Consider the following 23830-nt stretch of genomic DNA (forward strand, 5'->3'; position numbering starts at 1 on the left):
CGCGCACTGCTGAGCCAGGTCCCCAAGTCGGCCCAGCCCTGGGTGGCCACCCTGCTGCGGACCGTCTTCGAACAACCCGACACCGACGCCGTCCAGGCCCAGATGCGACACGTCCTGGAGGCCCTGGAGGCCAAGTTCCCCAAAGCCGCAGCCCACTTGGATTCCGCCCAGGGCGACGTCCTGGCGTTCACCGCGTTCCCGCGCGAGATCTGGCGGCAGATCTGGTCGAACAACCCGCAGGAACGGCTCAACAAGGAGATCCGCCGCCGCACCGACGTGGTCGGCATCTTCCCCGACCGCACCGCCCTGATCCGCCTGGTCGGCGCAGTGCTGGCCGAGCAGAACGACGAATGGACCGAAGCCCGCCGCTACATGGGACTCGACCTGCTCGCCAAGGCCCGCCTCCACCCGATCGAGTCAGAAACCGACGAGACCGTCCTCCCGACCGAACTCACCGCATAGCCTCAAAACGAGATCACCGAGTGGCCGTCGATACACCACTCCAGCGGACGTGACCGACGTATGGCAGGCAGACCACGCGGGAGCGATCAACGTCCTGGAACGAGACGGAGACCCTGGCATCTCCCTGCACACCCCGCACATGCGGGTAAGGCAGATCCTCCAGGAACGGGCCGATCGCCACCGGACCAGACTGCCGGTCCAGGACTCCAGCCCCCCAGGGCGGAGAGCGAATTATTCGATTCGGGCAACGATGCCAACGAATAGGAAGCAGTGTGCAGCAAGACCAACTGCCCAACCATGAGCCGACTGCTCAAGGGAGGCCACCGGCACGACCGTGCCGTAACTGATGCCCGCGAACCAGTGCGAGCCTCTCGGTCTGTCCGGCATGCTCATTCCTGCGCAACCAGAGAGGTGTTCCTGGAATGCCCATCGCCGGGAGGCGTCATGCTGGAGATCAACACAAGCAAGGTGAGCCGCTGGGACCAACACGGGCGGGAGCACGTCGTACAGGTACTACGCAGGGGCGCGCAGCGCACGGTCAGATGTGACACGTGCGGTTGGCGCAAGGCCGCGCAGTTCCTGCCGTGGCTGAAGGCGGAGGAGCATCTGGCGGAGGCCCACCAGGCGACGGTGGATCCAACGGAGGCGTAGCCGCGGTCGCGGGGCCGCCGTGGGATGGTGCGCGGCCCGGTTGGGCGACTCCAAATGGCCGAACATCCGGGGTCCTTGAATACTCCTTGGCAAGAGTCCTCGCAGGATTCCGAAAGGAAGGTACGCAGGATGAACGAAGCCATGGAGCAGGCGGAACACCCGGCCGCCCGGACCACCGAGGCCCCGATCGACGCGACCGGCGCGATCGACGCGACCGCCTGGCAGACCCCCGAATACAGGGCCGTCGACACCGCGCTGGAGGTCACCGCCTACTCCCTGACGGCCCGCTAGCCCGCTGGCCGACTAGCCCGCGGCGCGCAGACCGCGCAGCAGCAGCTCCAGCATCGCGGCGAAGTCCTCCTCGGCACCCGGCTCCTCCCACTCACGCGCATAGCACGGGTCGTGGAAGCGGCCGGTGGCCTGGAAGACGGCGCGGGCGGTGGCCGCCGGGTCGGCCGTGGTGAAGGTGCCCGCGCCGGCACCCGCCTCGATGATCTGCGCCAGCTGACCGGTCAGGTCGGCGATGTGCGCACCGACCGCTTCGGTGTTCTCCTCGGCGAGGACGCTGTAGGTGGCGAAGAGCTCGGGATCGTCGCCCGCCTTCCTGCGCTTGGCGGCGAACAGGGCCGCCAGCCAGTCCCGCAGCCGGGACTCGGGGTCGCCGTCCTCGGCGGCTATGACGGAGAGGGCGTCCGACGTACGGTCCAGCCACCTCTTGGTCACCGCCTCCCGCAGCGCCGCCTTCGTGCGGAAGTGCCGGTAGACGGTGCCATGGCTGACGCCGAGCGCGCGGGCCACGTCGACCACGGTGGCCTTGGCGGGGCCGTGGCGGCGCAGCACCTCCTCGGTCGCTTCGAGGATGCGCTCGGCGGTCAGGGTCTCGGGGGGCGGTGCCATGACTCAGACGGTACCTGGCGGCTCGGACACTACTTGCTGCCCAGGTGACTCATCTGCGCGGCCGGGTAGCGGTCGCCCGCCGCCGCGTCCGCCGGCACGGCCTCCTCGATCGCGGCGAGGTCGGCCGCGTCCAGCGTCACGTCCAGCGCGCCCAGCGACTCGCCGAGCCGCTCCCGGGTGCGGGCGCCGACGAGCGGAACGATGTCCTCGCCCCTCGACAGCACCCAGGCGATCGCGATCTGCGCGACGCTCACGCCCTTCTGCTCGGCGATCTTCCGCAGCGCCTCCACCAGGTTCAGGTTGTGCTGGAGGTTCTCGCCCTGGAAGCGGGGCGACATCGCGCGGAAGTCGTTCGTGCCGAGCTGCCGGTCGCGGGTGAAGTGGCCGGAGATCAGACCGCGGGAGAGCACGCCGTACGCGGTGATGGAGATGCCCAGCTCACGGGTGGTCGGCAGGATCGACTCCTCGATGCCGCGGGAGATCAGGGAGTACTCGATCTGCAGATCGGCGATGGGCGCTACGGCGGCGGCCCGGCGGATGGTCTCGGCGCCGACCTCACTGAGGCCGACGTGCCGGACGTACCCCTTCTCGATCAGTTCGGAGATCGCGCCGACCGTCTCCTCGATGGGTACGGCCGGGTCGAGCCGGGCGATCCGGTAGACGTCGATGTGGTCGACGCCGAGCCGCTGCAACGAGTACGCGGCGAAGTTCTTCACGGCGGCGGGCCGGCCGTCATACCCGGCCCAGCCGCCGTCGGGGTCCCGCAGCGCACCGAACTTCACACTCACCAGCGCCTGTTCGCGCAGGTCGGCGGGCGCGGCGCGCAGGGCCTCGCCGATCAGCATCTCGTTGTGGCCCATGCCGTAGAAGTCGCCGGTGTCCAGCAGGGTCACGCCGGCCTCCAGGGCGGCGTGGAGGGTGGCGATCGACTCGGCCCGGTCGGTGTCGCCGTACAGCGCGGACATGCCCATGCAGCCGAGGCCGAGGGCGGAGACCTGGGGGCCGGTGGTTCCGAGGGAGCGGGTTTGCATCGTCATGCCTCCACCATGCCCTAACAGCTGACAGATTTCAATATCTGTCATTCCATACCTGCCAAGCTCCTCCCTGGATGGTCCAGACCTATTGACGAAAGGTCTGGACCACGAGCACTGTCATGCCTACGACACCTACCGACTACGGCACCTACGACACACCGACGACACCTCACCGCACCCCCCACCGGGAGGCCCGCATGCTCCGCCGCGCCCTGCGCCTGCTCGCCACCGCACTGACGACCGCCTGCCTCGCCCAACTCCCCGTCGCCACGACCGCCTCCGCCGCCGACACCTGCGCGGTCAGGTCGAAGCCCGCCGGCAAGGTCCTCCAGGGCTACTGGGAGAACTGGGACGGCGCCGCCAACGGAGTCCACCCGCCCTTCGGCTGGACCCCGATCACCGACTCCCGCATCCCCGCGCACGGCTACAACGTGATCAACGCGGCGTTCCCGGTCATCCGCTCCGACGGAACGGCCCTCTGGGAGGACGGCATGGACACCGGCGTGAAGGTGGCGACACCGGCGGAGATGTGCGCGGCGAAGGCGGCCGGCCAGACGATCCTGCTGTCGATCGGCGGCGCGACGGCGGGCATCGACCTCAGCTCGACCGCGGTGGCGGACCGCTTCGTGGCGACGATCGTCCCGATCCTGAAGCGGTACAACTTCGACGGCATCGACATAGACATCGAGACCGGCCTGGTCGGCAGCGGCAACATCTCCCAACTCTCCACGTCCCAGGCCAACTTGATCCGCATTATCGACGGCGTACTGGCGCAGATGCCGTCCGACTTCGGCCTGACGATGGCCCCGGAGACGGCGTACGTCACCGGCGGCAGCGTCGTCTACGGCTCGATCTGGGGCGCGTATCTCCCCGTCATCAAGAAGTACGCCGACAACGGCCGCCTGTGGTGGCTGAACATGCAGTACTACAACGGCAGCATGTACGGCTGCTCCGGCGACTCCTACTCCGCCGGCACCGTCGAGGGCTTCGTCGCCCAGACCGACTGCCTCGACAAGGGCCTCGTCATCCAAGGTACGACGATCAAGGTGCCGTACGACAAGCAGGTCCCGGGCCTGCCCGCCCAGCCGGGCGCGGGCGGCGGCCACATGTCACCGTCCCTCGTCACCCAGGCCTGGCAGCACTACGGCACCGCGCTCAAGGGCCTGATGACCTGGTCGATCAACTGGGACGGCTCGAAGAACTGGACGTTCGGCGACAACGTGAAGGCGCTGCAGGGGCGTTGAGCGGTGGGGTGAGCGGAGGCCGGCGGCCGTCAGTCAGGGGCCGGCGGCCGCTCGCCGGAATGGCCGCGACACCGACCGCGCGCCCGTGCAACCCTGCCCCCGTGATCGACACGACACCCCACGACAACGACGCCTCCGGCCCCTACACCCGGGAGGCCCTGGCCCGGCTCGTGCTCAGCCAGGCCGCGGCCGACCTCGCCAGGGACGCGGGCACGTTGGTGGTCACCCGCAACGACGCCGACACCGGCCTCGGCGGCCGGGCGAGCGAGGCCCGGCAGCTGGTGGAGCACGCCGAAGAGCTGCTGGCGCGGGCGGTCGTGTTCGAGCGGGAGCGGGGCGCTTCGTGGGAGGACATCGCCCGGTACCTCGACCTGGACCCGCGGGCGGTCGAGCAACGGTACGCACCCGAACTCGCGCACTGGAGCGAGGCGTTGGCGGAGCCCTGCCGGTTCGACGAGGCCCGCCGCAGGTATGTCCGGCGACTGCCGTTCGCCGCGCAGGACCCGGACTGCACGCGTCGCGAGCTCGATCTCTGGGCGCACTTCCACGTCACCATCAGGGACCTGTACGCGGTCGGCGCCGGGCTGCGGATGACCGATCCGACGCGGCAGGAGACGTACCCGGAGACCGAGCCGGACGAGATGGGAGGCGCTGTCTGGAAGGAGTCCGATCTCCGCCCCTTCCTCGGACTCCTCTCCGGCTACATCAACTACCCCTTCGACGACACCGACTGGGAGACGGTGGAGATCGGCCTCGAATCGACGGACGACGAGGACCCGGAGGCCTGGTACTCCTACCCCCTGAGCGGCCCCGCCCACTCCCTGGAGGTCCGCGCCGCGCGGGACATCGAAGACGGCGACATGGTCTCGGTGGTCATCAAGGGCGCCACCGCGGCCGACCTGCGCCTGCGCATCGACACCCTCTTCGCCGCCTTCGCCAACTGATCACGTCCCCGCCAGCTTCGCCCCCAGCGCCACGAACGCCCCCGCGAAGGTCCGCCGCAGCCATGTCATCACCCGGGGCCGAGAGGTGACGTGATGGCGGACGGAGGCAGCGAGCGCGCCGTACGCAGCGAAGACCACGAACGTCATCGCCATGAACACCCCACTCAACGCCAGCATGCGCGGCAGGGCGTTCGCCTCGCCCGGGTCCACGAACTGCGGGAGAAAGGCGAAGAAGAACATCGTCAGCTTCGGATTGAGGCTGTTGATCAGCACGCCCTGCACGATCACCCGCCCCGAGGAGCGCGGCGCGGCGCCCTCGTCCACCGCGATGGCGTCCTTGTCCCTGAGCATGGCCCACGCCATGTACAGCAGATAGGCGACACCGGCGTACTTGAGGATCTGGAAGGCGGTCGCGCTCGCGTGCAGCAGCGCGGCCAGGCCGGTGATGGTGGCCAGCATGTGCGGCACGATCCCCAGTGTGCAGGCGAAGGCGGCGACGACGCTCGCCCGGCGGCCGCGGGAGAGGCCTGCCGCGAGGGTGTAGACGACGCCGGTTCCGGGGGTGGCGACCACGACGAGGGTGGTGAGGAGGAAGGCGAGACTCATGCCCGCCACCCTTGTGCCGCCGGACGCCGGGATACAGGGCCAATCGGTGGCCGGGCTGTGGGACCAATCGGTTCCCATCGCCCCGTTGGACACCTTTGCCACCCCCTCCGACAATGGGATTGTCGGCGAGCAGTCACCCGGCGGCGCCTGCCGTCGGCCGACCGGTGCTCATGCGCCGCCTGCGGGAGGCTGCCATGATCGTTCGTATCGCCACCTTCAACGCGCAGAACCTCTTCCGCCGCCCCAAGGCGTTCAACCTTACGGACGAGACGAAGCGGAACGAGGTCCTCGCCGATTTCAGCACGCTGGTCGCGCTGCTGAACCTGACGACCTACGACGCGGCGGACAAGGCGCGGATGTCCGCGCTGATAAAGAAGCACGGCGCCCACGTGTGGAACCCGGACAACCCCCCGCCGATCTACATCAACCAGACCCGCCCGGGAAAGAACTCCAGCCTGTTCGAGGAGGCCGGCTCCTGGAAGGTCGGCGCCTCGGGCCGTGGCGCGTGGGCCGGCTGGGCCGAGCTCGTGCGCGAGGACATCGACACGGAGGCGGTGCGGAACACCGGCCGGGTGGTCGACGAGGTCGACGCCGACATCCTGCTCGTGGTGGAGGTGGAGGACCGGCTGACGTTGGACCGCTTCAACCAGCAGATCCTGGCCGGCAAGCTCGGCAAGCGGCCGTACCCCTACAACATGCTGATCGACGGCAATGACAGCCGCGGCATCGACATCGGGATCCTCAGCCGCCACCCCATCACGTCCGTCCGGTCCCACCTCTTCGACCCCGACCCGGAGCGCCCCGGCGAGCACCTGTTCAGCCGCGACTGCCCCGAGTTCGAGATCGAGCTCAACGGCTCACCCCTGGTCGTCCTCGGCAACCACCTCAAGAGCCAGAGCAACGACGACCCGCCACTGCGCCTGGCCCAGGCCAAGCGCCTCGCGGAGATCTACGAGGCCGCCCGGGAGCGGACCCCGCACGTCGTGGTGGCCGGAGACCTCAACGACGACCTCGACAGCGAACCGATCGAGGCACTCCTGGACACCGGCCTGCGCGACGTGATGAGCCACTCCTCCTACCGAGGAGGGCCAGGCACGCACGGAGGGTGCCACCGGCCGCAGGACAAGCTCGACTACCTGCTGCTCCCGCCGCCGCTGTGGCACCGGGTGCAGCACGTCGCCCTGGAGCAGCGCGGGATCTTCTGGAATCCGCCCCCGGAGATCAAGCGCTTCGACGAGGTGAAGTCCAAGGTCGACGCGGCTTCCGACCACGCGGCGCTCTACGTCGACCTGGACCTCTGAGCCCCGGTTCAGCCCTGCCGCACCGGCATCGCCAGATCCACCACCTGCCGCCCCCGCGGGAAGGCACCGACCGAAGTCGCCCTGCCCGTCAGCAGGTTGACCCGGAAGGCCCGCGAACCGCCAACCGCATAGCCGGTGTTCGTCCCCGCGTTCGCCGAGCTGTAGATGTCGAAGCCCGAGTCGCGCGGGACGTCCACGCCCGTCCTGCCGGTCGGGGCGAGGTTGCCCGCGTTGGCCGGGGACTGGATGGCGACCTGGTCCTGGGCCGTGTCGAGGTCGAACAGGGTCGTGGCCGTCGTCGCGTCGAGGTCGTTGTTCGTGTACGCCGCCCCCGTCACGCCCGTCGCCGTCGCACCCGTCGTCGCGGGCGGCACCGGCGGGTTGGTGAGGGTGCCGTCGACGGCCGTCGTGCCCGCGGCGGGGGCGCCCGCCGGGTCGTCGATGTTGTGGCGGAGGTTCTGACCGGTGTCGCTGATGACGCGAAGCCGGTTGGCGGCCGGGTTGAAGTCGACGCCGAAGCTCGTGCCCCGCAGAGCGACGCTCAGCTGCGAGACCTTGGTGGCCTTGGCGCCGATCTCGCGGATCGTGTAGACGCCGCCCTGGTCGCCGACGCCGTACAGCCTGTTGTTCTGCACCCGGAAGTCGATCCCGACGAGCCTGCTGTCGCCCTTGAGGCCGCTCACCTTGCCGAGCGGCAGGACGACACCGGGCCGCTCGACGCGGAAGCGGACGAGGCGCTGGTCGGCGGTTAGTCCGACGGCGACGAGCCGGTTGCCGGACGCCTGCGGCAGCCCGGCCGCTGTGCCGCCGGACTGGGTGGAGATCGAAGGAGCGGCCTCGCCGTTGTCGTTCGCGGCGACGAAGCCGACGGCCCCGACGGCCAGGGCGAGCGTGGTCACGCCGATGACTGCTTGCTTGCGCATGGTGCCCCCGTAAGAGACGCGTGGCCCCCTGCGGGCCGCGCATGCCTCCCCTTCGGAGCCGTATGCGCCCTGGATGGGCGAAACCCCGGTTTCGTTACGTCTGTTACGACCGTAACGAAACCGGGGTTTTCACGGGGCTTTCAGCGGATCCAGCAGATCCAGAAGATGCCTCAGGCGCCGATCAGCCGACTGGCCAGGTAGCCCTCGATCTGGTCCAGCGACACGCGCTCCTGCTTCATCGAGTCCCGCTCGCGCACGGTGACCGCGTTGTCGTCCAGGGTGTCGAAGTCGACCGTCACGCAGTACGGCGTACCGATCTCGTCCTGGCGGCGGTACCGGCGGCCGATCGCGCCCGCGTCGTCGAACTCGATGTTCCAGTTCTGGCGGAGCGCCTGGGCGAGGCCCTTGGCCTTCGGGGAGAGCTCGGGGTTGCGGGAGAGCGGGAGCACCGCGACCTTCACCGGGGCCAGACGGTGGTCCAGGCGCAGCACCGTGCGCTTCTCCATCTTGCCCTTGGCGTTGGGCGCCTCGTCCTCGACGTAGGCGTCGAGCAGGAACGCCAGCATCGCGCGGCCGACACCGGCGGCCGGCTCGATGACGTACGGCGTCCAGCGCTCGCCGGCCTCCTGGTCGAAGTAGGAGAGGTCCTGGCCGGAGGCCTTGGAGTGGGCACCGAGGTCGTAGTCGGTGCGGTTGGCGACGCCCTCCAGCTCGCCCCACTCGTTGCCGCCGAACTGGAAGCGGTACTCGATGTCAGCGGTGCGCTTGGAGTAGTGGGAGAGCTTCTCCTTCGGGTGGTCGTACCACCGCATGTTCTCCTCGCGCAGGCCCAGGCCGGTGTACCAGTTCCAGCGCTGCTCCATCCAGTACTCCTGCCACTTCTCGTCCTCGCCCGGCTTGACGAAGAACTCCATCTCCATCTGCTCGAACTCGCGGGTGCGGAAGATGAAGTTGCCGGGCGTGATCTCGTTGCGGAAGGACTTGCCCATCTGCGCGATGCCGAACGGCGGCTTGCGGCGCGAAGTGGTCTGCACCTGGGCGAAGTTGGTGAAGATGCCCTGCGCGGTCTCCGGGCGGAGGTACGCGATCGAGCCGGAGTCCTGGGTCGGGCCGAGGTGGGTGGAGAGCAGACCCGAGAACTGCTTGGGCTCGGTGAACTGGCCCTTGTTGCCGCAGTTCGGGCAGTTCACGTCCGCCAGGCCGTTCTCCGGGAGGTGGCCCTTCTTCGCCTCGTAGGCCTCCTCAAGGTGGTCCGCGCGGAACCGCTTGTGGCAGGAGGTGCACTCGGTGAGCGGGTCCGTGAACGTGGCGACGTGGCCGGAGGCGACCCAGACCTCGGGCGCAAGGATCACGGACGAGTCGATACCGACGACGTCCTCGCGCGACGTCACCATGTAGCGCCACCACTGGCGCTTCAGGTTCTCCTTGAGCTCGACACCCAGCGGTCCGTAGTCCCAGGCGGCGCGCTGGCCGCCGTAGATCTCACTGCAGGGGAATACGAAGCCACGGCGCTTGCTCAGGCTGACGATGGTGTCGATCTTGTCGGCGGCCACGGTGCTCTCTTCATTACGACGACGGGCGACGAAGCGAGGCGCTTCACAGCGAATGCTTCAGGGTACCGGCGGGGGCTGGCCCTCAACCAAATCGGTTCCCCTCCGAGGTAGCGCTCCGTGGACGGCCGCTCACGCTTGTTGACAATGGTTTCCATATTTGCTGAAAATGAGTGTCATGAACGTACGACGACACCACATATCCAGGGTTGCCATCGCGGCCGCGACCGCCCTCGGTCTCGGCACGCTGTCCGCCTGCTCCTCGGACAGCACGGCGGCGGGCAACACGGAGAAGTTCGACGTGGTCGCGTCGTTCTACCCGCTGGCCTTCCTCGCCGAGCAGATAGGCGGCGACCATGTGAAGGTCACCAGTCTGACCGAGCCCGGCCAGGAGCCGCACGACCTGGAGGTCAGCGCGCAGCAGCGGGCGCAGCTCGAGGAGTCCGACGCGGCGCTGTACCTCAAGGGTCTCCAGCCGGCCGTCGACGAGGCCGTCACGCAGTCCGGCGCGAAGACGAAGATCGACGCCGCCACGCTGACCAAGCTGGAGGACCACGGCAGCGTAGAGGACAGCCACGGCCACGAGGGCGAGGAGGCGAGCTCCGAGGAGGAGGAGCACGCCCTCGACCCGCACGTCTGGCTCGACCCGGTGAAGTACGCGGAGGTCGCCAAGGGGGTCGGCGCGGCCTTCGAGAAGGCGGACCCGGACCACGCGGCCGACTACAAGAAGAACACCGAAGCGCTGGTCAAGAAGCTCGACGGCCTCAACACGCAGTTCGCGGACGGTCTGAAGAACACCAAGACCAAGGTCTTCTTCACCAACCACGCCGCCTTCACCTACCTCGCCGAGCGCTACGGCCTGACCATGGAGGCCATCTCCGGTCTCGACCCGGAGAGCGAGCCCAGCCCGGCCCGGATCAAGGAACTCCAGCAGGAGGCCAAGGCCGACGGCGTGACCACCGTGTTCTACGAGACACTGGTGTCCGACAAGACCGCGAAGACCCTCGCCGACGACGCCGGCCTGAAGACGGACGTGCTCGATCCGCTGGAGGGCATCACCGACAAGTCCAAGGGCGACGACTACTTCCAGGTCATGGAGGCCAACCTCAAGTCGCTGCAGACCGCCCTGGGAGCCAAGTGACCAACCTACGGAGGACGGCATGACCGAGCCCGTCATTTCGCTGCGCGACGTCCGCGCCGAGCTGGGCTCGCGCCCCGTCCTGCGGGGCATCGACCTCACCGTGCACCGCGGTGAGGTCGTCGCGCTGCTCGGCGCAAACGGCTCCGGCAAGTCGACCGCCGTACGCAGCGTGATCGGCCAGGTGCCGGTCAGCGCCGGCGAGATCGAGCTGTTCGGCACCCCGCGGGCGCGGTTCCGTGACTGGGCGCGGGTGGGATACGTCCCGCAGCGCACGACGGCAGCGGGCGGGGTTCCGGCCACGGTGACGGAGATCGTCTCGTCCGGCCGCCTCTCCCGCACCCGCTTCGGCGTCTTCCGCAAGGCCGACCACGCGGCCGTACGGCGTGCCCTGGAGCTCGTCGGCATGGCCGACCGCGCCAAGGACTCCGTGAACGCCCTCTCCGGCGGCCAGCACCAGCGCGTCCTCATCGCCCGCGCCCTGGCCTCCGACCCCGAACTGCTGATCATGGACGAGCCGATGGCGGGCGTGGACCTGGCCAGCCAGGAAGTGCTCGCGCACACGCTCAGGGAGCAGGTCGCCGCCGGCGCGACGGTCCTGCTGGTCCTCCATGAACTGGGCCCCCTGGAGCCCCTGATCGACCGGGCGGTCGTCCTGCGCGACGGCTGCGTCCTGCACGACGGCCCGCCTCCGAAGGCCGTCGGCCAGCACGCGCTGCCCGGCCACGACCACGTACACCCGCACGCGGCTCACGACGCCGAACCTCTCCGGACGGGACTGCTGAGCTGATGGACTTCCTCAACTACGACTTCATGCAGCGGGCGCTGCTCGCCGCCGTCCTGGTCGGCATCACGGCACCCGCCGTGGGCATCTATCTGGTCCAGCGCCGCCAGGCCCTGATGGGCGACGGAATCGGCCATGTCGCGATGACGGGCGTCGGCCTGGGCTTCCTGCTCTCCTGGTCGCCGGTGTGGATGGCGACGCTGGTCTCCGTGCTCGGCGCGGTGCTCATGGAGCTGATCCGCTGGTACGGCCGCACCCGCGGTGACATCGCGCTCGCGATGCTCTTCTACGGCGGTATGGCCGGCGGCGTGATGTTCATCAACCTCGCGCCGACGGGCTCCAACGCGAACCTGACGTCGTACCTGTTCGGTTCCTTGTCGACGGTGAGCGAGTCGGACGTGACGGCGATCGTTCTGCTCGCCGCCTTCGTGGTGTTGGTCACCCTCGGTCTTCGCCGCCAGCTGTTCGCGGTGAGCCAGGACGAGGAGTTCGCGAGGGTCACCGGGCTTCCGGTGCGCGCGCTGAACCTGCTGACGGCGATCACGGCGGCGGTGACCGTGACGGTCGCGATGCGGGTGGTCGGGCTGTTGCTGGTCAGCGCCTTGATGGTGGTGCCGGTCGCGGCGGCCCAGCAGATGAGCCGCAGCTTCGCGGCGACGTTCGCGATCGCCGTCGGTATCGGCGTCTCGGTGACCATCGGCGGCACCGTGACCTCGTACTACCAGGACGTCCCGCCCGGCGCGACCATCGTGCTGCTGACCATCGGCGCGTTCATCGCGCTGACGGCGCTGGCGGCCCCGCTGGCCCGCCGCAGGGCCCGAGCCCTGGCCGCGGCAGAGCACGCCGGTGACCCGGCGGAGTGCGCGATTCCGGCCAGCAGGGAATCCGACGGCAAGGTCGGCGTCTGACCGCTGTGGGTCCGGGCTGGCACAATGGCCCGGCAAGTGCAGACGTGAGGAGGCAACGGTGACGACCGCTGGACCGCCCGTGAAGGGCCGCGCGACCCGGCAGCGGGCTGCCGTGGCGGCGGCCCTTGACGAGGTCGACGAGTTCCGCAGCGCGCAGGACCTGCACGACATGCTCAAGCACAAGGGCGACTCGGTCGGTCTGACCACGGTCTACCGCACCCTGCAGTCCCTCGCCGACGCCGGCGAGGTCGACGTGCTGCGCACCTCCGACGGCGAGTCGGTCTACCGCCGCTGCTCGACCGGCGAACACCACCACCACCTCGTCTGCCGCGTCTGCGGCAAGGCCGTCGAGGTCGAGGGCCCCGCGGTGGAGAAGTGGGCGGACGCGATCGCGGCGGAGCACGGGTTCGTGAACGTGGCGCACACGGTGGAGATCTTCGGTACGTGTGCGGAGTGCGCCGCGGGTTGAGCCGAGTTCGGTGCGGGTGGTCTGGGGTGACCGTCCCTGGGGGCTGCCGCCCCCAGACCCCCGCTTCGGCCCCGAAAGGGCCTCGTCCTCAAACGCCGGACAGGCTGGTCAGTCCTGCTTACCCTCCATGGCCAGCAGCTCCTCGTTAGGGATCGCCCCGCCGAACCGCCGGTCACGGGACGCGAACTCCACGCACGCACGCCACAGGTCACGCCGGTCGAAGTCCGGCCACAGCACGTCCTGGAAGACCATCTCGGCGTAAGCGCTCTGCCAGAGAAGGTAGTTGGACGTGCGCTGCTCGCCGCTCGGGCGCAGGAACAGGTCCACGTCCGGCATGTCCGGGTAGTACAGGTACTTGGCGAAGGTCTTCTCGTTGACCTTGGACGGGTCCAGCCGCCCCGCCTTCACGTCCTCCGCGAGGGCCAGCGCCGCGTCCGCGATCTCGGCCCGCCCGCCGTAGTTCATGCAGAAGTACAGCGTCAGCTTGTCGTTGTCCTTGGTCTGCTCCTGGGCGATCTGGAGCTCCTTGGCCACGGACTTCCACAGCTTCGGCATCCGCCCGACCCACCGCACCCGGATCCCCAGCTCGTCGAGCTGGTCGCGGGTCTTGCGGATGAAGTCGCGGTTGAAGTTCATGAGGAAGCGCACCTCGTCCGGCGACCGCTTCCAGTTCTCGGTGGAGAAGGCGTACAGCGAGATCGCCCCCACGCCCATCTCGACGGCGCCCTGCAGCACGTCCAGCACCCGCTCGGCGCCGACCTTGTGCCCCTCGGTGCGCGGCAGGCCCCGCTCCTTCGCCCAGCGGCCGTTCCCGTCCATGACGATCGCCACATGCTTCGGGATCAGCTCGCCGGGGAGCTTCGGCGCGCGGGCACCGGACGGGTGCGGCTCCGGCGCCCTGTACTCGCGTCGCCGACGCCCCAGGAACCCGCTTACCACCATGTGCTTCTCGTCTCCTCTTCCGGCTTTCTTCTCTTCCGGCTTACTTCTCTACGTAACGAAGCGAACGCAGCCCGCGTTCCAGATGCCAGTGCAGATACGCGGACACCAACCCGCTGCCCTCCCGGACATACCGCGACTCGCAGGCGTCCGCGGTCTCCCAGTCTCCCGTAAGCAGCGCACCCAGCAGTTCCAGCGCCTGCGGCGACGGTACGACGCTACCGGGCACCCGACAGTCGACACAGACCGAGCCCCCGGAGGCGACCGAGAAGAAGCGGTTCGGTCCGGGCATGCCGCACTTCGCACAGTCGCTGAAGGTGGGGGCGTAGCCGTTGACGGCGAGGGAGCGGAGCAGGAAGGCGTCGAGGACAAGGTGCGGCTCGTGCTCACCGCGCGCGAGCGTCCGGAGCGCCCCGACCAGCAGCAGGTACTGCTGCACCGCCGGCTCGCCCTCGTGATCCGTGAACCGCTCGGCGGTCTCCAGCATGGCCGTCCCGGCGGTGTAGCGCGCGTAGTCGGTCACGATCCCACCGCCGTACGGCGCGATGGTCTCGCTCTGCGTGCACAGCGGCAGCCCGCGCCCGATCAGCTCGCTCCCCCGCGCGAAGAACTGCACGTCGACATGGGAGAAGGGCTCCAGCCGGGCACCGAACTTGGACTTCGTACGCCGCACACCCCGGGCCACGGCCCGCACGCGCCCGTGACCGCGCGTGAGCAGGGTGATGATCCGGTCCGCCTCACCCAGCTTCTGGGTGCGCAGCACGATGCCGTCGTCGCGGAACAGACTCATGGGCTCATTCTCGCGTACGGCGGGAGTCAGCGGGTTCGGTCGGGGTGGCTTATGGCGTCCCAGGGGGCCATGTTCCATGGGCTGGCGCGGTTCGCCGGGTCCAGGAGGGAGCGCAGGTGCACGTCAGCGGCCTCCTGCGGGGCCGGGAAGCCGTTGTCCTCCGTGCCTCGCAGTCCCTCCCGCCACACCCTCCGCCCGAGCAGATAGTGATCGGCGTACTCGCTCCACGAGCCGTACGTCCCGACCACCGTCGGCACGATGTTCTTCAGCGCCGTCCAGGCGTCGGACTCGTCGATCAGCCCGCCGGCGAAGCCACGGCGGGCGATGTCGACGTACAGGGCGGCGTCCCAAGCCAGCGGCGCGACGCCGGTGACGCGGTACGCCCGCGCCCGGTACCCGCTGCGGGACAGGCCGTCGAGGCGGCCGACCAACTGCTCACGCGAGGTGATCTCCCACTGCTCGGCCAACCAGCGCCGGGCGGCGTCCCCGTCGATCCGCGTGAACGGATACAGCGTGGTGCGCGAGGCGCCCCGGTCCCGGCTCACCGGCGCGCTCAGCGACACCATCCACAGCTGGTGCACGGTGAGGGGCACGGGGTAGCGGCGGGACGCCTTGGCCCCTCTCCTCCTCCATCTCCACAGACCCATGCCGCCGCACCCTATGCGCCCGCCCTTACGTCAAGGAACCTCACCCCTGCTGCGTGCGTTGGCGTACGCGGTCGCCGCGCGGAGCCGCTCGGCGGGCGTGGCGTTGCGTACGACGCCCGGGTCGGCGTCCCATTCCTTCCCGCCCCCGTACGGCCTCAGTTGGACATAGGGCCCCTCATGCCCCATCACTACGCCGATCCGACCCGAACGGGTGTCGACGACGTACGATCCGATCGGCGGCTTCATCGCAGAACCGCCGCCAGCCGCTGCGCGGTCTCGACGGAACACCGCCCCAATTCCACGAGCGGGCAAGGGGCTTCACGCGCAAGACTCGCCGGGTCAATCCGGAGTGTCGGGAGCGTAATTCCTGCCTTCTCCAGCACCGCCCGCAATTCCTTCACTGCTTCCTCCGCTTCTTCGACGCAGCGCGCCGAGTGTCGTGCCGTCACTGAACTCCCCTCCTATTCGGGTTTCACTCTTTGCACTTCCATGGTGACCTGCGACGCCTACACTCGGCAGGAGTCTGTGCTCTACAAGTACGGGGCAGCGCAAAGGGGTTGGCCATGGCCAATGGTTCGCGTCAGGCGGCCTGGGAGTTCTTCGGGTCCGAGCTGAAGCGGCAGAGGGAGAACGCCGGACTCACGCAAGTGGAGTTGGGTTCCCGGGTTTTCGTCTCAGGTGGATACATCGGGCAGTTCGAACAGGCAATTCGAAAGCCGCAATTGGATGTCGCCCAGCGGATTGACGAGGTGCTGCAAACCGACGGTTTTTTCGAGCGGACGTGGCGACAGCTCATCAACGACAAGCGGTACGCGGACTACTTCGCGCCCGTCGTGGAGCTGGAGCGGACGGCGACGAAGATCTGTGAGTTCGCGCCCACGGTGGTGCCGGGCCTGTTGCAGACGGCAGCGTACGCACAGGCGGTCACCCTCGCGGCCAACCCGTTCGTCACCGACGGGTACGTGGCGGAGAAGGTCATGGCCCGCCTGGAACGGGCGGAGATCCTCAAGGACGCTACAAGGCCGGAGTATTGGGCGATCCTGCACGAGAACGTGCTGCGCACCCCGGTGGGCGGTCCGGAGGCAATGGCCGAGCAGCTGGAGCACATCGCGCAGCTGATGCGCGAGCGCACGGTATGGGTGACGGTGATCCCGTACGCGGCCGGGGCGCACGCGTCGATGGGCGGGATGCTGCAGCTCATGGAGTTCGAGGACGCCCCGCCGGTCGCCTATACAGAGACGGCGTTTTCGGGAACATTGCTGGACGATCCGGCTGTGGTGAAGCGGGCGCATCGCGCATACGATCTGCTCAGGGGCACCGCACTGTCGCCGTCGGCGTCCCTGGCCCTGATCGAATCGGCGGCTGAGGACTTCAGACGATGCGCGAGTACGACCTGAGCAACGCCAGCTGGCGCAAGAGCAGTTACAGCAACGGCGAGGGCGGCAGCTGCGTCGAGGTCGCGTACGACTTCCCCGGCGCCGCCCGCTGGCGCAAGAGCACCTACAGCAACGGCGACGGAGGCAACTGCGTCGAAGTCGCCGACGGAGTCCCCGGCATCGTCCCCGTCCGGGACACCAAGCTCGCCGCCGCCAGCCCCGTACTCCTCATCCCCGCCGCCGCCTGGACCGGCTTCCTCGACGCTCTCAGGTGACCGCGGGCGTCAGCAGGATCTTGCCCCGGGTGCCGCCCGCCTCCAGCAAAGCGTGGGCGCGCGACGCGTCCTCGAAGGGGAGGACCTGGGCGATGCGCAGCGTCAGCTTGCCCGCCTCGACGTGGCGGGCCAGGGCGTCGAGCATCGTGCCGTCGGTCTGGACGCCGTAGATCTCCACCTCGACGGACCGCTCGGACTCCGGTACCGCGAACGGCGTGAGGGAGACGAAGTGTCCGCCGTCGCGTACCGCCGAGATCGTCGCCGGGCGGCCCGCCGCGTCGATGACGGCGTCGAACGACCCGGCCGGGGGCGGGGCGGTGTCCGAGTAGACCTCGGCCGCGCCCAGTTCCGTCACGGTGTGCGCGTCGGAGGTGCGGGCGAGACCGGCCGGCCGCCATCCGCGCAGGGCGGCGAGCTCGACGAGGTGACCGCCGACCGCGCCCGCGGCGCCGCTCACCAGGAGACGGCCCTGGAAGTCGGGTCCCAGCCGGTCGAGCGCCTGCTCGGCGGTGAGGGCGGCCAGCGGCAGGGCCGCGGCGTCCTCCAGCGGGACGTTCCCGGGGGCGGCGGCCGCGAGGGTCTCGTCCAAGGCGACGTACTCGGCGCTCACCCCGGCTCCGGTGGCCAGTTGGGAGCGGGCGGCGATCACCCGGTCACCGGCCCGGAAGCGGGTGGTGCCGGGGCCCGTCTCGACGACCGTTCCGGAGACGTCCCAGCCGACGACGGCCGGCAGTACCGGGGAGGGGATGTCGCCGCGGCGGACGGCCAGGTCGACCGGGTTCACGGCGGCGGCCGCCACCCGGACCAGGATCTCGCCGGGGCCCGGCCGCGGCTCGTCCAGGTCGGCCGTGGTGAGGACCTCGGGCGGTCCGTAGCGGTCGATGATCACTGCCTTCATGCGAACTCCTTGCGGGCGAACTGCCGAACTCTTTGCGCGCGAACTGATCGCGGACGAACTCTGCGCGGACGAACTCTGTGCGGGCGAACTACTTGCGGGGCCGTCCCAGGCGGCGCATCGCCGGCTTCTCCACCGCCTCGTACAGCAGCCATGCCGCGACGAGCGTCAGCAGCGCCTGCGCGAGCAGTACGCCGATGCCTGCGGCGGTCCCGAAGTACCGGTCCGGGCCGAGGATGTCGCGGAAGACGTTCAGCAGGATGAGATGAACCATGTAGAAGGCGAAGGACACTTCGCCGAGCCAGACCATCGCCCGGCTGCGCAGCACCGAGCGCCGGCCCGAGGTGTCCGTGAGGGCGACCGCCGGGATCAGCAGGGCCATCGGGACGACGAAGACCGCGTCGAGGGCGTAGAGCCAAGGGACGTAGAGGGACAGGGCGTACGCCGCCACACAGGCGAGCGCGGCGGGCAGCGGCTTGACGGTGAACCGGCGGCCGGTGAGGACGATGCGCGCCATCAGCATGCCGAGCACGAAGTCCAGGGCGCGCACCGGCGGCAGCATGTACACGCTCCAGTACTGCCAGACGGATGCCGGGGACCCCTCGGGCATCGGCGGGTTCGCGGGCAGCAGCAGATACGCCAGTGCGGGTACGGCGATCGCCGCGGCGGCGACGCCGGTTGCCCAGCGCCACAGGTGCGCCGACGGGATCCGCTTGATCCAGCGCAGGAACAGCGGGAAGCACAGGTAGAAGAAGAGCTCGCAGGCGAGGGACCAGCTGGGCGGGTTCACGCCGAGGAAGACCGTGAACTCCGGGACCCAGGCGTGCACCAGGGCGAGGTTCGGCACCGCCTGCCACCACTGGGTCGCGGATCCGGAGAGCAGGGCGAGGGCCAGGACCCAGGTGACGAGGTGGTTCGGGTAGATCTTGAAGAACCGGCGGCGCCAGAAGTGCCGGGGCCGGTCGCCTTCCCTGGCCGACCAGGTCAGCACGAAGCCGCTGAGGATGAAGAAGAAGCTCACCCCGGCCCAGCCGGCGTTGCTGAACAGCCACCGGTAGCCGTCGGCGACGCCTTGGGAGGCGAAGGGGTTGAGGGCGGGAAGGGCGAGCGAGGAGTGGTAGCAGAAGACCAGCAGGGCGGCGATGAAACGCAGCCCGGTCAGGGAGGGGAGTCGGCCGTGCACGGCCTGCTGGGGCCGGGGGGCACGCTCCGTGGTTATCGCGTCGGATTCGGCGGATATGGACATGATGTCTCTCCGGAGGAAGACGGGAAGTGGGCAGGCCGGTGCGGCCGGAGGAGCGAAGTGCGCTCGCTCCGGCTGCACGGGCGGCCGCCGGCCGGGGTCAGTCCCGGTCGAGGAACTCGGTGATCAGCTGGACCAGTTCGGCGGTCTTCTCGAAGACGACCATGTGGCCGCTCTCCAACTCGGCGTACTCGCTGCCCTTGACGGCCTGGTGGATCTCGCGCGAGTGCTCCACGGGGATCAGCAGGTCCCGGCTGGAGCCGACGACGAGCGTGCGGGCGCCGATGGCGGGGAGCAGTTCGGTGATGTCGACGCGGTGGTCGAGCTCGATCTGGCGCAGGGTGCCGACCTCCGGGGTGATCCCGGCGACGGTGGCCTTGACGCCGTCGCTGCCGAAGCCCGCGAGGAAGGGCGGCGAGAAGATCAGCAGCGCGCTGTAGGCGGCGAAGGCGTCCGAGTCGATGTCCGGCAGCCGGCGCCACAGGTCGACGGCGAGCTGCTGGCGCGGATCGTCGTTGCGGGCCCAGCCGTTGATGACGATCAGCCGGCGGACCAGCTCCGGGTACTTGGCCGTCGCGGCGGCCGCGACGACCGCGCCGAGCGAGAAGCCGACGATGTCGAACGGCTCGTCGGTCACCGCCCGCGCCGCGCCGATGACCTGGTCGACCAGCTCGTCCAGGCTCAGCTCGTCGGCGTGCAGGGGCGTGTTGCCGCTGCCCGAGAAGTCGGGGGTGATGACGGTGTGGCGCTCGGTGAAGTGCTCCCGGACGTGGCCCCAGTTGGTCTCGCCGTTCGCGGCCGTGCCGTGCACGAACAGCAGACCGGGGCCGTTGCCCTGGGAGGTGTAGTGGACGGGGGTGCCGTTGACGTCGATCGTGGGCACTGGGATCTCCTAACTTGCGGGTGGTGGGGGGAACTTGAGGGTGGCCATGGGGAAGATGGGGCCGTGGGGGGGGCTCAGTGCAGGGCCGGGGCGGGGCGCGGCTCCTCGTCCCGGGGTGCCGTCCGGGCGGGCGGCCTGGCCCAGCGGCGCATCACGGGGCGTTCGACGCACACCAGGAGGAGCCAGCCGACCAGGAGCGTGGCGAAGAAGAAGCCGAGGAGGACGAGGAGGCCGGGCACCGGGCTGAAGAGCCGCTCGTCCATCAGCTTCGTACGGACGGAGTACATGACCACGTACTGGGAGAGGTAGAAGCCGAAGGAGACCTCGCCGAGCCACTGCATCGTGCGACCGCGCAGCACCGTCGGGGCACCCTCCACGTCGGCGCGGGCCACCGCGCAGATCAGCAGGGCGATGGGGACGACGGTCATCAGGTTGAGGCCGTACAGGAACGGCACCACCATCGCGGCGGCGTAGCCGACCACGCAGAGCAGGGAGGCCGGGATGATCCCGATGCGAGGTGCGGCTCCGGCCGCCACGAGCCGGGCCAGGATCATGCCGAGGACGAACTCGAACATCCGCACCGGCGGGAAGTTGTAGCCGAACCAGAACTCCCACAGGGAGATGCCGAAGCCCTCCGGGGTCGGCGGGTTCTGCGGTATCAGGAAGTCGGTGACGAGCTGCACGGCCAGCATCCCGGCGACCATCGCCGCCGCCCACAGCCACAGCGCGCGCTCCTTGATCCGCAGCACCGGCCGCAGCAGGAACGGGAACAGCAGGTAGAAGAGCAGCTCGCTGCAGAGGGACCAGCTGGGCGGGTTCACGCTGATGAAGGTCGCGTGCTGCGGGAACCACGAGTGGATCAGGAACAGGTTCGGCAGCCACGCGGACACCGGCGTCATCGCCCCGGCGAACAGGACCATGGCGAGCGCCCACATGACGACGTGGTTGGGGAAGATCTTCAGCAGGCGCCGGCGCCAGAAGCCCGTGAGCGTGTCACCGGGCCGGGCCGACCAGGTCAGCACGAAGCCGCTGAGGACGAAGAAGAACGACACCCCCATCCAGCCGGCCTTGCTGAACAGCCAGCGGAAGCCCTCCTCCCAGCTCTCGTCGGCGAACGGGTTCATGGGCGGGTCGCTGAAGGTCGCGTGGAAGAAGAAGACCAGCGCGGCGGCGATGAAGCGCAGCCCGGTCAGCGAGGGAAGCTTGGTCCGGTGGCTCCCGGAGGCGCCGTCGGCGGCGACAGCGGGGGACGACGAGGTCATGGATGCCTGTTCCCTTCAGGAGGCGGCGGTCAGCTGCTGCGGAGTCGGGGAGGAGTCGGCCGGGTCCGCGGTCTTCCTGCGGGGGCGGGCCCAGCGGCGCATGGCGGGGCGTTCGACGCACACCAGGAGCAGCCAGCCGAGGGCGAGCGCTCCGGCGAACTCGGCCACCACGACGGCGATACCGGTCGGGGTCGCGACGGTCCGGTTGTCCATCAGCGTCGTCCGCACGAACGAGAGCACGATCTGCTGGGCGAGGTAGAAGCCGAAGGAGACCTCGCCGAGCCACTGCATCGTGCGACCGCGCAGCACCGTCGGGGCGCCCTCCACGTCGGCGTGCGCCACCGCGCAGATCAGCAGGGCGATGGGGACGACGGTCATCAGGTTGAGGCCGTACAGGAACGGCACCGCCATCGCGGCGGCGTAACCGGCGACGCAGAGCACGGCGGCCGGGACGATGCCGACCCGCGGGAAGGCGCCGGCGAGCACGAGCCGGGCCAGGATCATGCCGAGGACGAACTCGAACATCCGCACCGGCGGGAAGTTGTAGCCGAACCAGAACTGCCACACCGTCACGTCGGTGCCGGGCGCCGGGGGGCTGCTGGGCGCGAGGAAGTCGGTGACCAGCTGCACGGCCAGCATCCCGGCGACCATCGCCGCCGCCCACAGCCACAGGCCGCGCTCCTTGATCCGCAGCACCGGCCGCAGCAGGAACGGGAACAGCAGATAGAAGAGCAGCTCGCTGCAGAGCGACCAGGCAGGGGCGTTGAGACTCAGGTGGACGGCGGGGTCGGGGAACCACGAGTGGATCAGGAAGAGGTTCGGCAGCCACACGTCGACCGGGATGGCCGTGCCGGCGAACAGGATCATGGCCAGGGCCCAGGTGGCGACGTGGTTGGGGAAGACCTTCACCACGCGTCGCCGCCAGAATCCGGTGACCGTATCACCGGGCCGGGCCGACCAGGTCAGCACGAAGCCGCTGAGGACGAAGAAGAACGACACCCCCATCCAGCCGGCCTTGCTGAACAGCCAGCGGAAGCCGTCGGCTGTGTCCGGGTCGGCGAACGGGTTCATCGATATGAAGATCAGCGAGGCGTGGAAGAAGAAGACCAGGGCGGCGGCGATGAAGCGCAGCCCGGTCAGCGATGGAAGCTTGGGCCTGGGTGAGGGCGCGAGGCTGCTCGACATGAGGGTGGCTTTCTCGTGAGAAAGGTCCGGGGTCGGGAGGTCCGGGCTGGGAGCTCCGGGCTGGGAGCTCCGGGTCGTGAGGTCCGGGCCGGGAGGTCCGGTTCAGGAGTTCGGCGCGGCGGCGGTCCCGTGGTCGGCGGGCCGCCGGTCCGAAGTGCCGCTCCGGTCAGGGCCGTTGAGGGCTTTGCGCCGGCGCCGGCCGCTGTGGACCGTCTGGGCGATGAGCAGGGCGCCGAGCGCGGTGAACGCCGCGGCGCCGACCGTCACCGCGCGGACTCCGAGGCCCTGGTCGATGATCTGGCCGCCGGCCCAGGAGCCGAGGGCGGCGCCGAGCCCGAAGGCGGACATGTTGGCCGTCAGCGACAACGTCGGCGCATCGGCGGCCGCGGAGAGCACCTTGGCCTGGAGTCCGGGGATGAGGGCGAAGGTCGCCATGGAGAAGAGGATCAGGAAGACCGCCGCGCCGACCGGTGAGGGGGCGGCGAGCCAGTACAGCAGGCATACGGCGGCGAGGGCGCAGGACAGACCGAGCACCGCCGCGTCGACGGACCGGTCGGCGCACCTGCCGCCGATGGCGTTGCCGGCGATGGAGCCAAGGCCGTAGCCGACGAGCACCGCGGGGACCCACGCCTGCGGGAAGTCCCCGACGTCGGTGAGCAGCGGCACCATGTAGGTGATCAGCGTGAACATGCCGGCCGAGCACAGGACGGTGGCCAGGACGGTCCCCACCACCTGCCATTTACGGAACACGCGCAGCTCGTGTGCCGCGGACGATCCGCTGGTGCCGCCGCCGTCCGGGATGACCAGCAGGATCAGGACGGTGGCGAGCAGCGCGAGGACGGCGACGCTGCCGAACGTGGCCCGCCAGTCGAGCTGTTGGGCCACCAGGGTGCCGAGCGGGACGCCGAGCACGGTCGCGAGGTTGATGCCCAGCTGGGTGCCGGCGATCGCCGACCCCTCCTTGCCCTCGTCGGCCATGTCGCCCGCGATGACGACGCACACGGCGAGGAAGGTGCCGTGGATGATGGCGGTGAGCATGCGGCCCACGACCAGCAGCCCGAAGGTGGGGGCGAGGCTGGAGACGACGTTGCCGGCGACCGAGACCAGCAGCAGTCCCACGAGCAGGTGCTTGCGCCGGACCCGGGTGGTGGCGGCCGTGACGAGCGGTCCGCCGACCACCACGGTCAGGGCGTAGACGGTCACCAGGAGCCCCGCGGTGGGGATGGTCACCGACAGGTCCCGGGACAGGTCGCCCAGCATGCCGCTCGGCGCGAGTTCGGCCGTGCCGACACAGAAGATGGCCAGGATCAGGACAGCCATACGGGACCGCATGCAGTGCCTCTCGTGAGCGACGGACCCCCTTCACCAGACAGGAAGCCCTTTTCAAGGACTGAGGATTATTTTAGTGGCTTGCTGTCCACTAT

General features: G+C 69.5%; 27 protein-coding genes. 12 read left to right on the forward strand and 15 right to left on the reverse strand.

Annotated features, from left to right (window positions below; all coding sequences use genetic code 11):
• The 3 genes from ACIA8X_RS04620 to pqqA all read left to right on the forward strand — a co-directional run.
• Window positions 1-462 (forward strand): transposase (locus ACIA8X_RS04620; RefSeq protein ID WP_393446395.1); only part of this gene is annotated, 462 nt, incomplete at its 5' end.
• Window positions 463-906: 444 nt separating this feature from the next.
• On the forward strand, window positions 907-1113 hold the full coding sequence (locus ACIA8X_RS04625) for a hypothetical protein (protein WP_093909486.1): 207 nt from the start codon (window positions 907-909) through the stop codon (window positions 1111-1113).
• Between the two features lie 129 nt (window positions 1114-1242).
• Window positions 1243-1404 (forward strand): pyrroloquinoline quinone precursor peptide PqqA, encoded by a 162-nt coding sequence (gene pqqA / locus ACIA8X_RS04630; RefSeq protein WP_393462268.1) that lies wholly within the window; start codon window positions 1243-1245, stop codon window positions 1402-1404.
• Between the two features lie 12 nt (window positions 1405-1416).
• Here the strand turns inward: pqqA and ACIA8X_RS04635 are convergent, their stop codons facing one another.
• Window positions 1417-2010 carry a TetR family transcriptional regulator gene (locus tag ACIA8X_RS04635; protein ID WP_399457774.1) on the reverse strand — a complete coding sequence of 198 codons (594 nt, stop codon included), beginning with the start codon at window positions 2008-2010 and terminating at the stop codon, window positions 1417-1419.
• A gap of 29 nt (window positions 2011-2039) precedes the next feature.
• Window positions 2040-3047, reverse strand: a complete 1008-nt coding sequence (locus ACIA8X_RS04640) for an aldo/keto reductase (protein ID WP_393462272.1) — start codon at window positions 3045-3047, stop codon at window positions 2040-2042.
• 194 nt (window positions 3048-3241) lie between these two features.
• Here ACIA8X_RS04640 and ACIA8X_RS04645 point away from each other — a divergent pair, with 194 nt between their 5' ends.
• Window positions 3242-4288: a chitinase gene (locus ACIA8X_RS04645; protein ID WP_393462365.1), complete on the forward strand. Its 1047-nt coding sequence runs from the start codon at window positions 3242-3244 to the stop codon at window positions 4286-4288.
• 101 nt (window positions 4289-4389) lie between these two features.
• Window positions 4390-5232 (forward strand): hypothetical protein, encoded by an 843-nt coding sequence (locus ACIA8X_RS04650; protein ID WP_399457775.1) that lies wholly within the window; start codon window positions 4390-4392, stop codon window positions 5230-5232.
• Here ACIA8X_RS04650 and ACIA8X_RS04655 read toward each other — a convergent pair whose 3' ends face one another.
• A complete protein-coding gene (locus tag ACIA8X_RS04655; RefSeq protein ID WP_399457776.1) occupies window positions 5233-5838 on the reverse strand; it encodes a LysE family translocator in 606 nt (201 codons plus the stop codon).
• A 194-nt stretch (window positions 5839-6032) separates the two neighbouring features.
• On the opposite strand from ACIA8X_RS04655, the gene ACIA8X_RS04660 reads away from it, so the two are divergent.
• Window positions 6033-7139 (forward strand): endonuclease/exonuclease/phosphatase family protein, encoded by a 1107-nt coding sequence (locus tag ACIA8X_RS04660; RefSeq protein WP_393462278.1) that lies wholly within the window; start codon window positions 6033-6035, stop codon window positions 7137-7139.
• A gap of 8 nt (window positions 7140-7147) precedes the next feature.
• Here ACIA8X_RS04660 and ACIA8X_RS04665 read toward each other — a convergent pair whose 3' ends face one another.
• The gene (locus ACIA8X_RS04665; protein ID WP_399457777.1) at window positions 7148-8062 is read right to left on the reverse strand and encodes a DUF4394 domain-containing protein; all 915 of its coding nucleotides are present in this window, start codon (window positions 8060-8062) and stop codon (window positions 7148-7150) included.
• Between the two features lie 170 nt (window positions 8063-8232).
• On the reverse strand, window positions 8233-9615 hold the full coding sequence (locus ACIA8X_RS04670; RefSeq protein ID WP_393462282.1) for a glycine--tRNA ligase: 1383 nt from the start codon (window positions 9613-9615) through the stop codon (window positions 8233-8235).
• Between the two features lie 175 nt (window positions 9616-9790).
• Between ACIA8X_RS04670 and ACIA8X_RS04675 the strand changes: the two genes are divergently transcribed.
• Genes ACIA8X_RS04675 through ACIA8X_RS04690 form a run of 4 tightly spaced genes read left to right on the forward strand, consistent with a single transcriptional unit; the run spans window position 9791 to window position 12911 of the window.
• Window positions 9791-10753: a metal ABC transporter solute-binding protein, Zn/Mn family gene (locus ACIA8X_RS04675; protein WP_399457778.1), complete on the forward strand. Its 963-nt coding sequence runs from the start codon at window positions 9791-9793 to the stop codon at window positions 10751-10753.
• A gap of 19 nt (window positions 10754-10772) precedes the next feature.
• Complete coding sequence (locus ACIA8X_RS04680; RefSeq protein WP_399457779.1) at window positions 10773-11540, forward strand: metal ABC transporter ATP-binding protein; 768 nt, start codon at window positions 10773-10775, stop codon at window positions 11538-11540.
• Window positions 11540-12442: a metal ABC transporter permease gene (locus tag ACIA8X_RS04685; protein WP_399457780.1), complete on the forward strand. Its 903-nt coding sequence runs from the start codon at window positions 11540-11542 to the stop codon at window positions 12440-12442. The genes ACIA8X_RS04680 and ACIA8X_RS04685 overlap by 1 nt, the downstream gene beginning before the upstream one ends.
• A gap of 58 nt (window positions 12443-12500) precedes the next feature.
• Window positions 12501-12911 carry a Fur family transcriptional regulator gene (locus ACIA8X_RS04690; RefSeq protein ID WP_093909474.1) on the forward strand — a complete coding sequence of 137 codons (411 nt, stop codon included), beginning with the start codon at window positions 12501-12503 and terminating at the stop codon, window positions 12909-12911.
• A gap of 108 nt (window positions 12912-13019) precedes the next feature.
• Here the strand turns inward: ACIA8X_RS04690 and ACIA8X_RS04695 are convergent, their stop codons facing one another.
• From ACIA8X_RS04695 to ACIA8X_RS04710, 4 genes are read right to left on the reverse strand one after another with little or no spacing between them, the layout of a single operon-like run.
• Entirely contained in the window at window positions 13020-13853 is an 834-nt protein-coding gene (locus ACIA8X_RS04695; protein WP_399457781.1) for an isoprenyl transferase, read from the reverse strand.
• A 40-nt stretch (window positions 13854-13893) separates the two neighbouring features.
• A complete protein-coding gene (recO, locus tag ACIA8X_RS04700; protein WP_393462293.1) occupies window positions 13894-14640 on the reverse strand; it encodes a DNA repair protein RecO in 747 nt (248 codons plus the stop codon).
• Window positions 14641-14666: 26 nt separating this feature from the next.
• On the reverse strand, window positions 14667-15287 hold the full coding sequence (locus ACIA8X_RS04705; RefSeq protein WP_393462295.1) for a DUF1266 domain-containing protein: 621 nt from the start codon (window positions 15285-15287) through the stop codon (window positions 14667-14669).
• Window positions 15288-15317: 30 nt separating this feature from the next.
• Window positions 15318-15533: a hypothetical protein gene (locus tag ACIA8X_RS04710; protein ID WP_393462297.1), complete on the reverse strand. Its 216-nt coding sequence runs from the start codon at window positions 15531-15533 to the stop codon at window positions 15318-15320.
• A 317-nt stretch (window positions 15534-15850) separates the two neighbouring features.
• Between ACIA8X_RS04710 and ACIA8X_RS04715 the strand changes: the two genes are divergently transcribed.
• Together ACIA8X_RS04715 and ACIA8X_RS04720 are read left to right on the forward strand one after the other, a co-directional pair.
• The gene (locus ACIA8X_RS04715; protein ID WP_393462299.1) at window positions 15851-16684 is read left to right on the forward strand and encodes a Scr1 family TA system antitoxin-like transcriptional regulator; all 834 of its coding nucleotides are present in this window, start codon (window positions 15851-15853) and stop codon (window positions 16682-16684) included.
• Window positions 16666-16938, forward strand: coding sequence for a DUF397 domain-containing protein (locus ACIA8X_RS04720; protein WP_393462301.1), 273 nt, complete (start codon window positions 16666-16668; stop codon window positions 16936-16938). Before ACIA8X_RS04715 ends, ACIA8X_RS04720 begins: the two co-directional genes overlap by 19 nt.
• Here the strand turns inward: ACIA8X_RS04720 and ACIA8X_RS04725 are convergent.
• The 6 genes from ACIA8X_RS04725 to ACIA8X_RS04750 all read right to left on the reverse strand — a co-directional run bounded on the left by ACIA8X_RS04725 (window position 16931) and on the right by ACIA8X_RS04750 (window position 23726).
• Window positions 16931-17836 carry an NADP-dependent oxidoreductase gene (locus ACIA8X_RS04725; protein WP_399457782.1) on the reverse strand — a complete coding sequence of 302 codons (906 nt, stop codon included), beginning with the start codon at window positions 17834-17836 and terminating at the stop codon, window positions 16931-16933. The two genes, ACIA8X_RS04720 and ACIA8X_RS04725, sit on opposite strands and share 8 nt — an antisense overlap.
• 88 nt (window positions 17837-17924) lie before the next feature.
• Entirely contained in the window at window positions 17925-19079 is a 1155-nt protein-coding gene (locus tag ACIA8X_RS04730; protein WP_399457783.1) for an acyltransferase family protein, read from the reverse strand.
• A 97-nt stretch (window positions 19080-19176) separates the two neighbouring features.
• Window positions 19177-19959, reverse strand: a complete 783-nt coding sequence (locus ACIA8X_RS04735) for an alpha/beta fold hydrolase (RefSeq protein ID WP_393462307.1) — start codon at window positions 19957-19959, stop codon at window positions 19177-19179.
• A gap of 74 nt (window positions 19960-20033) precedes the next feature.
• Window positions 20034-21221: an acyltransferase family protein gene (locus ACIA8X_RS04740; protein ID WP_399457785.1), complete on the reverse strand. Its 1188-nt coding sequence runs from the start codon at window positions 21219-21221 to the stop codon at window positions 20034-20036.
• 15 nt (window positions 21222-21236) lie between these two features.
• On the reverse strand, window positions 21237-22406 hold the full coding sequence (locus ACIA8X_RS04745; protein WP_399457786.1) for an acyltransferase family protein: 1170 nt from the start codon (window positions 22404-22406) through the stop codon (window positions 21237-21239).
• Window positions 22407-22508: 102 nt separating this feature from the next.
• Window positions 22509-23726 carry an MFS transporter gene (locus ACIA8X_RS04750; RefSeq protein WP_399457787.1) on the reverse strand — a complete coding sequence of 406 codons (1218 nt, stop codon included), beginning with the start codon at window positions 23724-23726 and terminating at the stop codon, window positions 22509-22511.
• Window positions 23727-23830 lie beyond the last annotated feature (104 nt).

It is taken from the genome of Streptomyces sp. NPDC051738, assembly GCF_044453205.1.
GTDB lineage: Bacteria > Actinomycetota > Actinomycetes > Streptomycetales > Streptomycetaceae > Streptomyces.

What these genes read in the sequence shown, in the direction of transcription:
- ACIA8X_RS04660 (WP_393462278.1), top strand. Translation starts at nt 6,033, where the DNA reads ATGATCGTTCGTATCGCCACCTTCAACGCGCAGAACCTCTTCCGCCGC.
- ACIA8X_RS04725 (WP_399457782.1), bottom strand. Translation starts at nt 17,836, where the DNA reads ATGAAGGCAGTGATCATCGACCGCTACGGACCGCCCGAGGTCCTCACC.
- ACIA8X_RS04740 (WP_399457785.1), bottom strand. Translation starts at nt 21,221, where the DNA reads ATGACCTCGTCGTCCCCCGCTGTCGCCGCCGACGGCGCCTCCGGGAGC.
- ACIA8X_RS04645 (WP_393462365.1), top strand. Translation starts at nt 3,242, where the DNA reads ATGCTCCGCCGCGCCCTGCGCCTGCTCGCCACCGCACTGACGACCGCC.
- ACIA8X_RS04640 (WP_393462272.1), bottom strand. Translation starts at nt 3,047, where the DNA reads ATGACGATGCAAACCCGCTCCCTCGGAACCACCGGCCCCCAGGTCTCC.
- pqqA (WP_393462268.1), top strand. Translation starts at nt 1,243, where the DNA reads ATGAACGAAGCCATGGAGCAGGCGGAACACCCGGCCGCCCGGACCACC.
- ACIA8X_RS04675 (WP_399457778.1), top strand. Translation starts at nt 9,791, where the DNA reads ATGAACGTACGACGACACCACATATCCAGGGTTGCCATCGCGGCCGCG.
- ACIA8X_RS04730 (WP_399457783.1), bottom strand. Translation starts at nt 19,079, where the DNA reads ATGTCCATATCCGCCGAATCCGACGCGATAACCACGGAGCGTGCCCCC.
- ACIA8X_RS04710 (WP_393462297.1), bottom strand. Translation starts at nt 15,533, where the DNA reads ATGAAGCCGCCGATCGGATCGTACGTCGTCGACACCCGTTCGGGTCGG.
- ACIA8X_RS04720 (WP_393462301.1), top strand. Translation starts at nt 16,666, where the DNA reads ATGCGCGAGTACGACCTGAGCAACGCCAGCTGGCGCAAGAGCAGTTAC.
- ACIA8X_RS04625 (WP_093909486.1), top strand. Translation starts at nt 907, where the DNA reads ATGCTGGAGATCAACACAAGCAAGGTGAGCCGCTGGGACCAACACGGG.
- ACIA8X_RS04680 (WP_399457779.1), top strand. Translation starts at nt 10,773, where the DNA reads ATGACCGAGCCCGTCATTTCGCTGCGCGACGTCCGCGCCGAGCTGGGC.
- ACIA8X_RS04635 (WP_399457774.1), bottom strand. Translation starts at nt 2,010, where the DNA reads ATGGCACCGCCCCCCGAGACCCTGACCGCCGAGCGCATCCTCGAAGCG.
- ACIA8X_RS04715 (WP_393462299.1), top strand. Translation starts at nt 15,851, where the DNA reads ATGGCCAATGGTTCGCGTCAGGCGGCCTGGGAGTTCTTCGGGTCCGAG.
- ACIA8X_RS04750 (WP_399457787.1), bottom strand. Translation starts at nt 23,726, where the DNA reads ATGGCTGTCCTGATCCTGGCCATCTTCTGTGTCGGCACGGCCGAACTC.
- ACIA8X_RS04745 (WP_399457786.1), bottom strand. Translation starts at nt 22,406, where the DNA reads ATGTCGAGCAGCCTCGCGCCCTCACCCAGGCCCAAGCTTCCATCGCTG.
- ACIA8X_RS04665 (WP_399457777.1), bottom strand. Translation starts at nt 8,062, where the DNA reads ATGCGCAAGCAAGCAGTCATCGGCGTGACCACGCTCGCCCTGGCCGTC.
- ACIA8X_RS04655 (WP_399457776.1), bottom strand. Translation starts at nt 5,838, where the DNA reads ATGAGTCTCGCCTTCCTCCTCACCACCCTCGTCGTGGTCGCCACCCCC.
- ACIA8X_RS04705 (WP_393462295.1), bottom strand. Translation starts at nt 15,287, where the DNA reads ATGGGTCTGTGGAGATGGAGGAGGAGAGGGGCCAAGGCGTCCCGCCGC.
- ACIA8X_RS04695 (WP_399457781.1), bottom strand. Translation starts at nt 13,853, where the DNA reads ATGGTGGTAAGCGGGTTCCTGGGGCGTCGGCGACGCGAGTACAGGGCG.
- recO (WP_393462293.1), bottom strand. Translation starts at nt 14,640, where the DNA reads ATGAGTCTGTTCCGCGACGACGGCATCGTGCTGCGCACCCAGAAGCTG.
- ACIA8X_RS04685 (WP_399457780.1), top strand. Translation starts at nt 11,540, where the DNA reads ATGGACTTCCTCAACTACGACTTCATGCAGCGGGCGCTGCTCGCCGCC.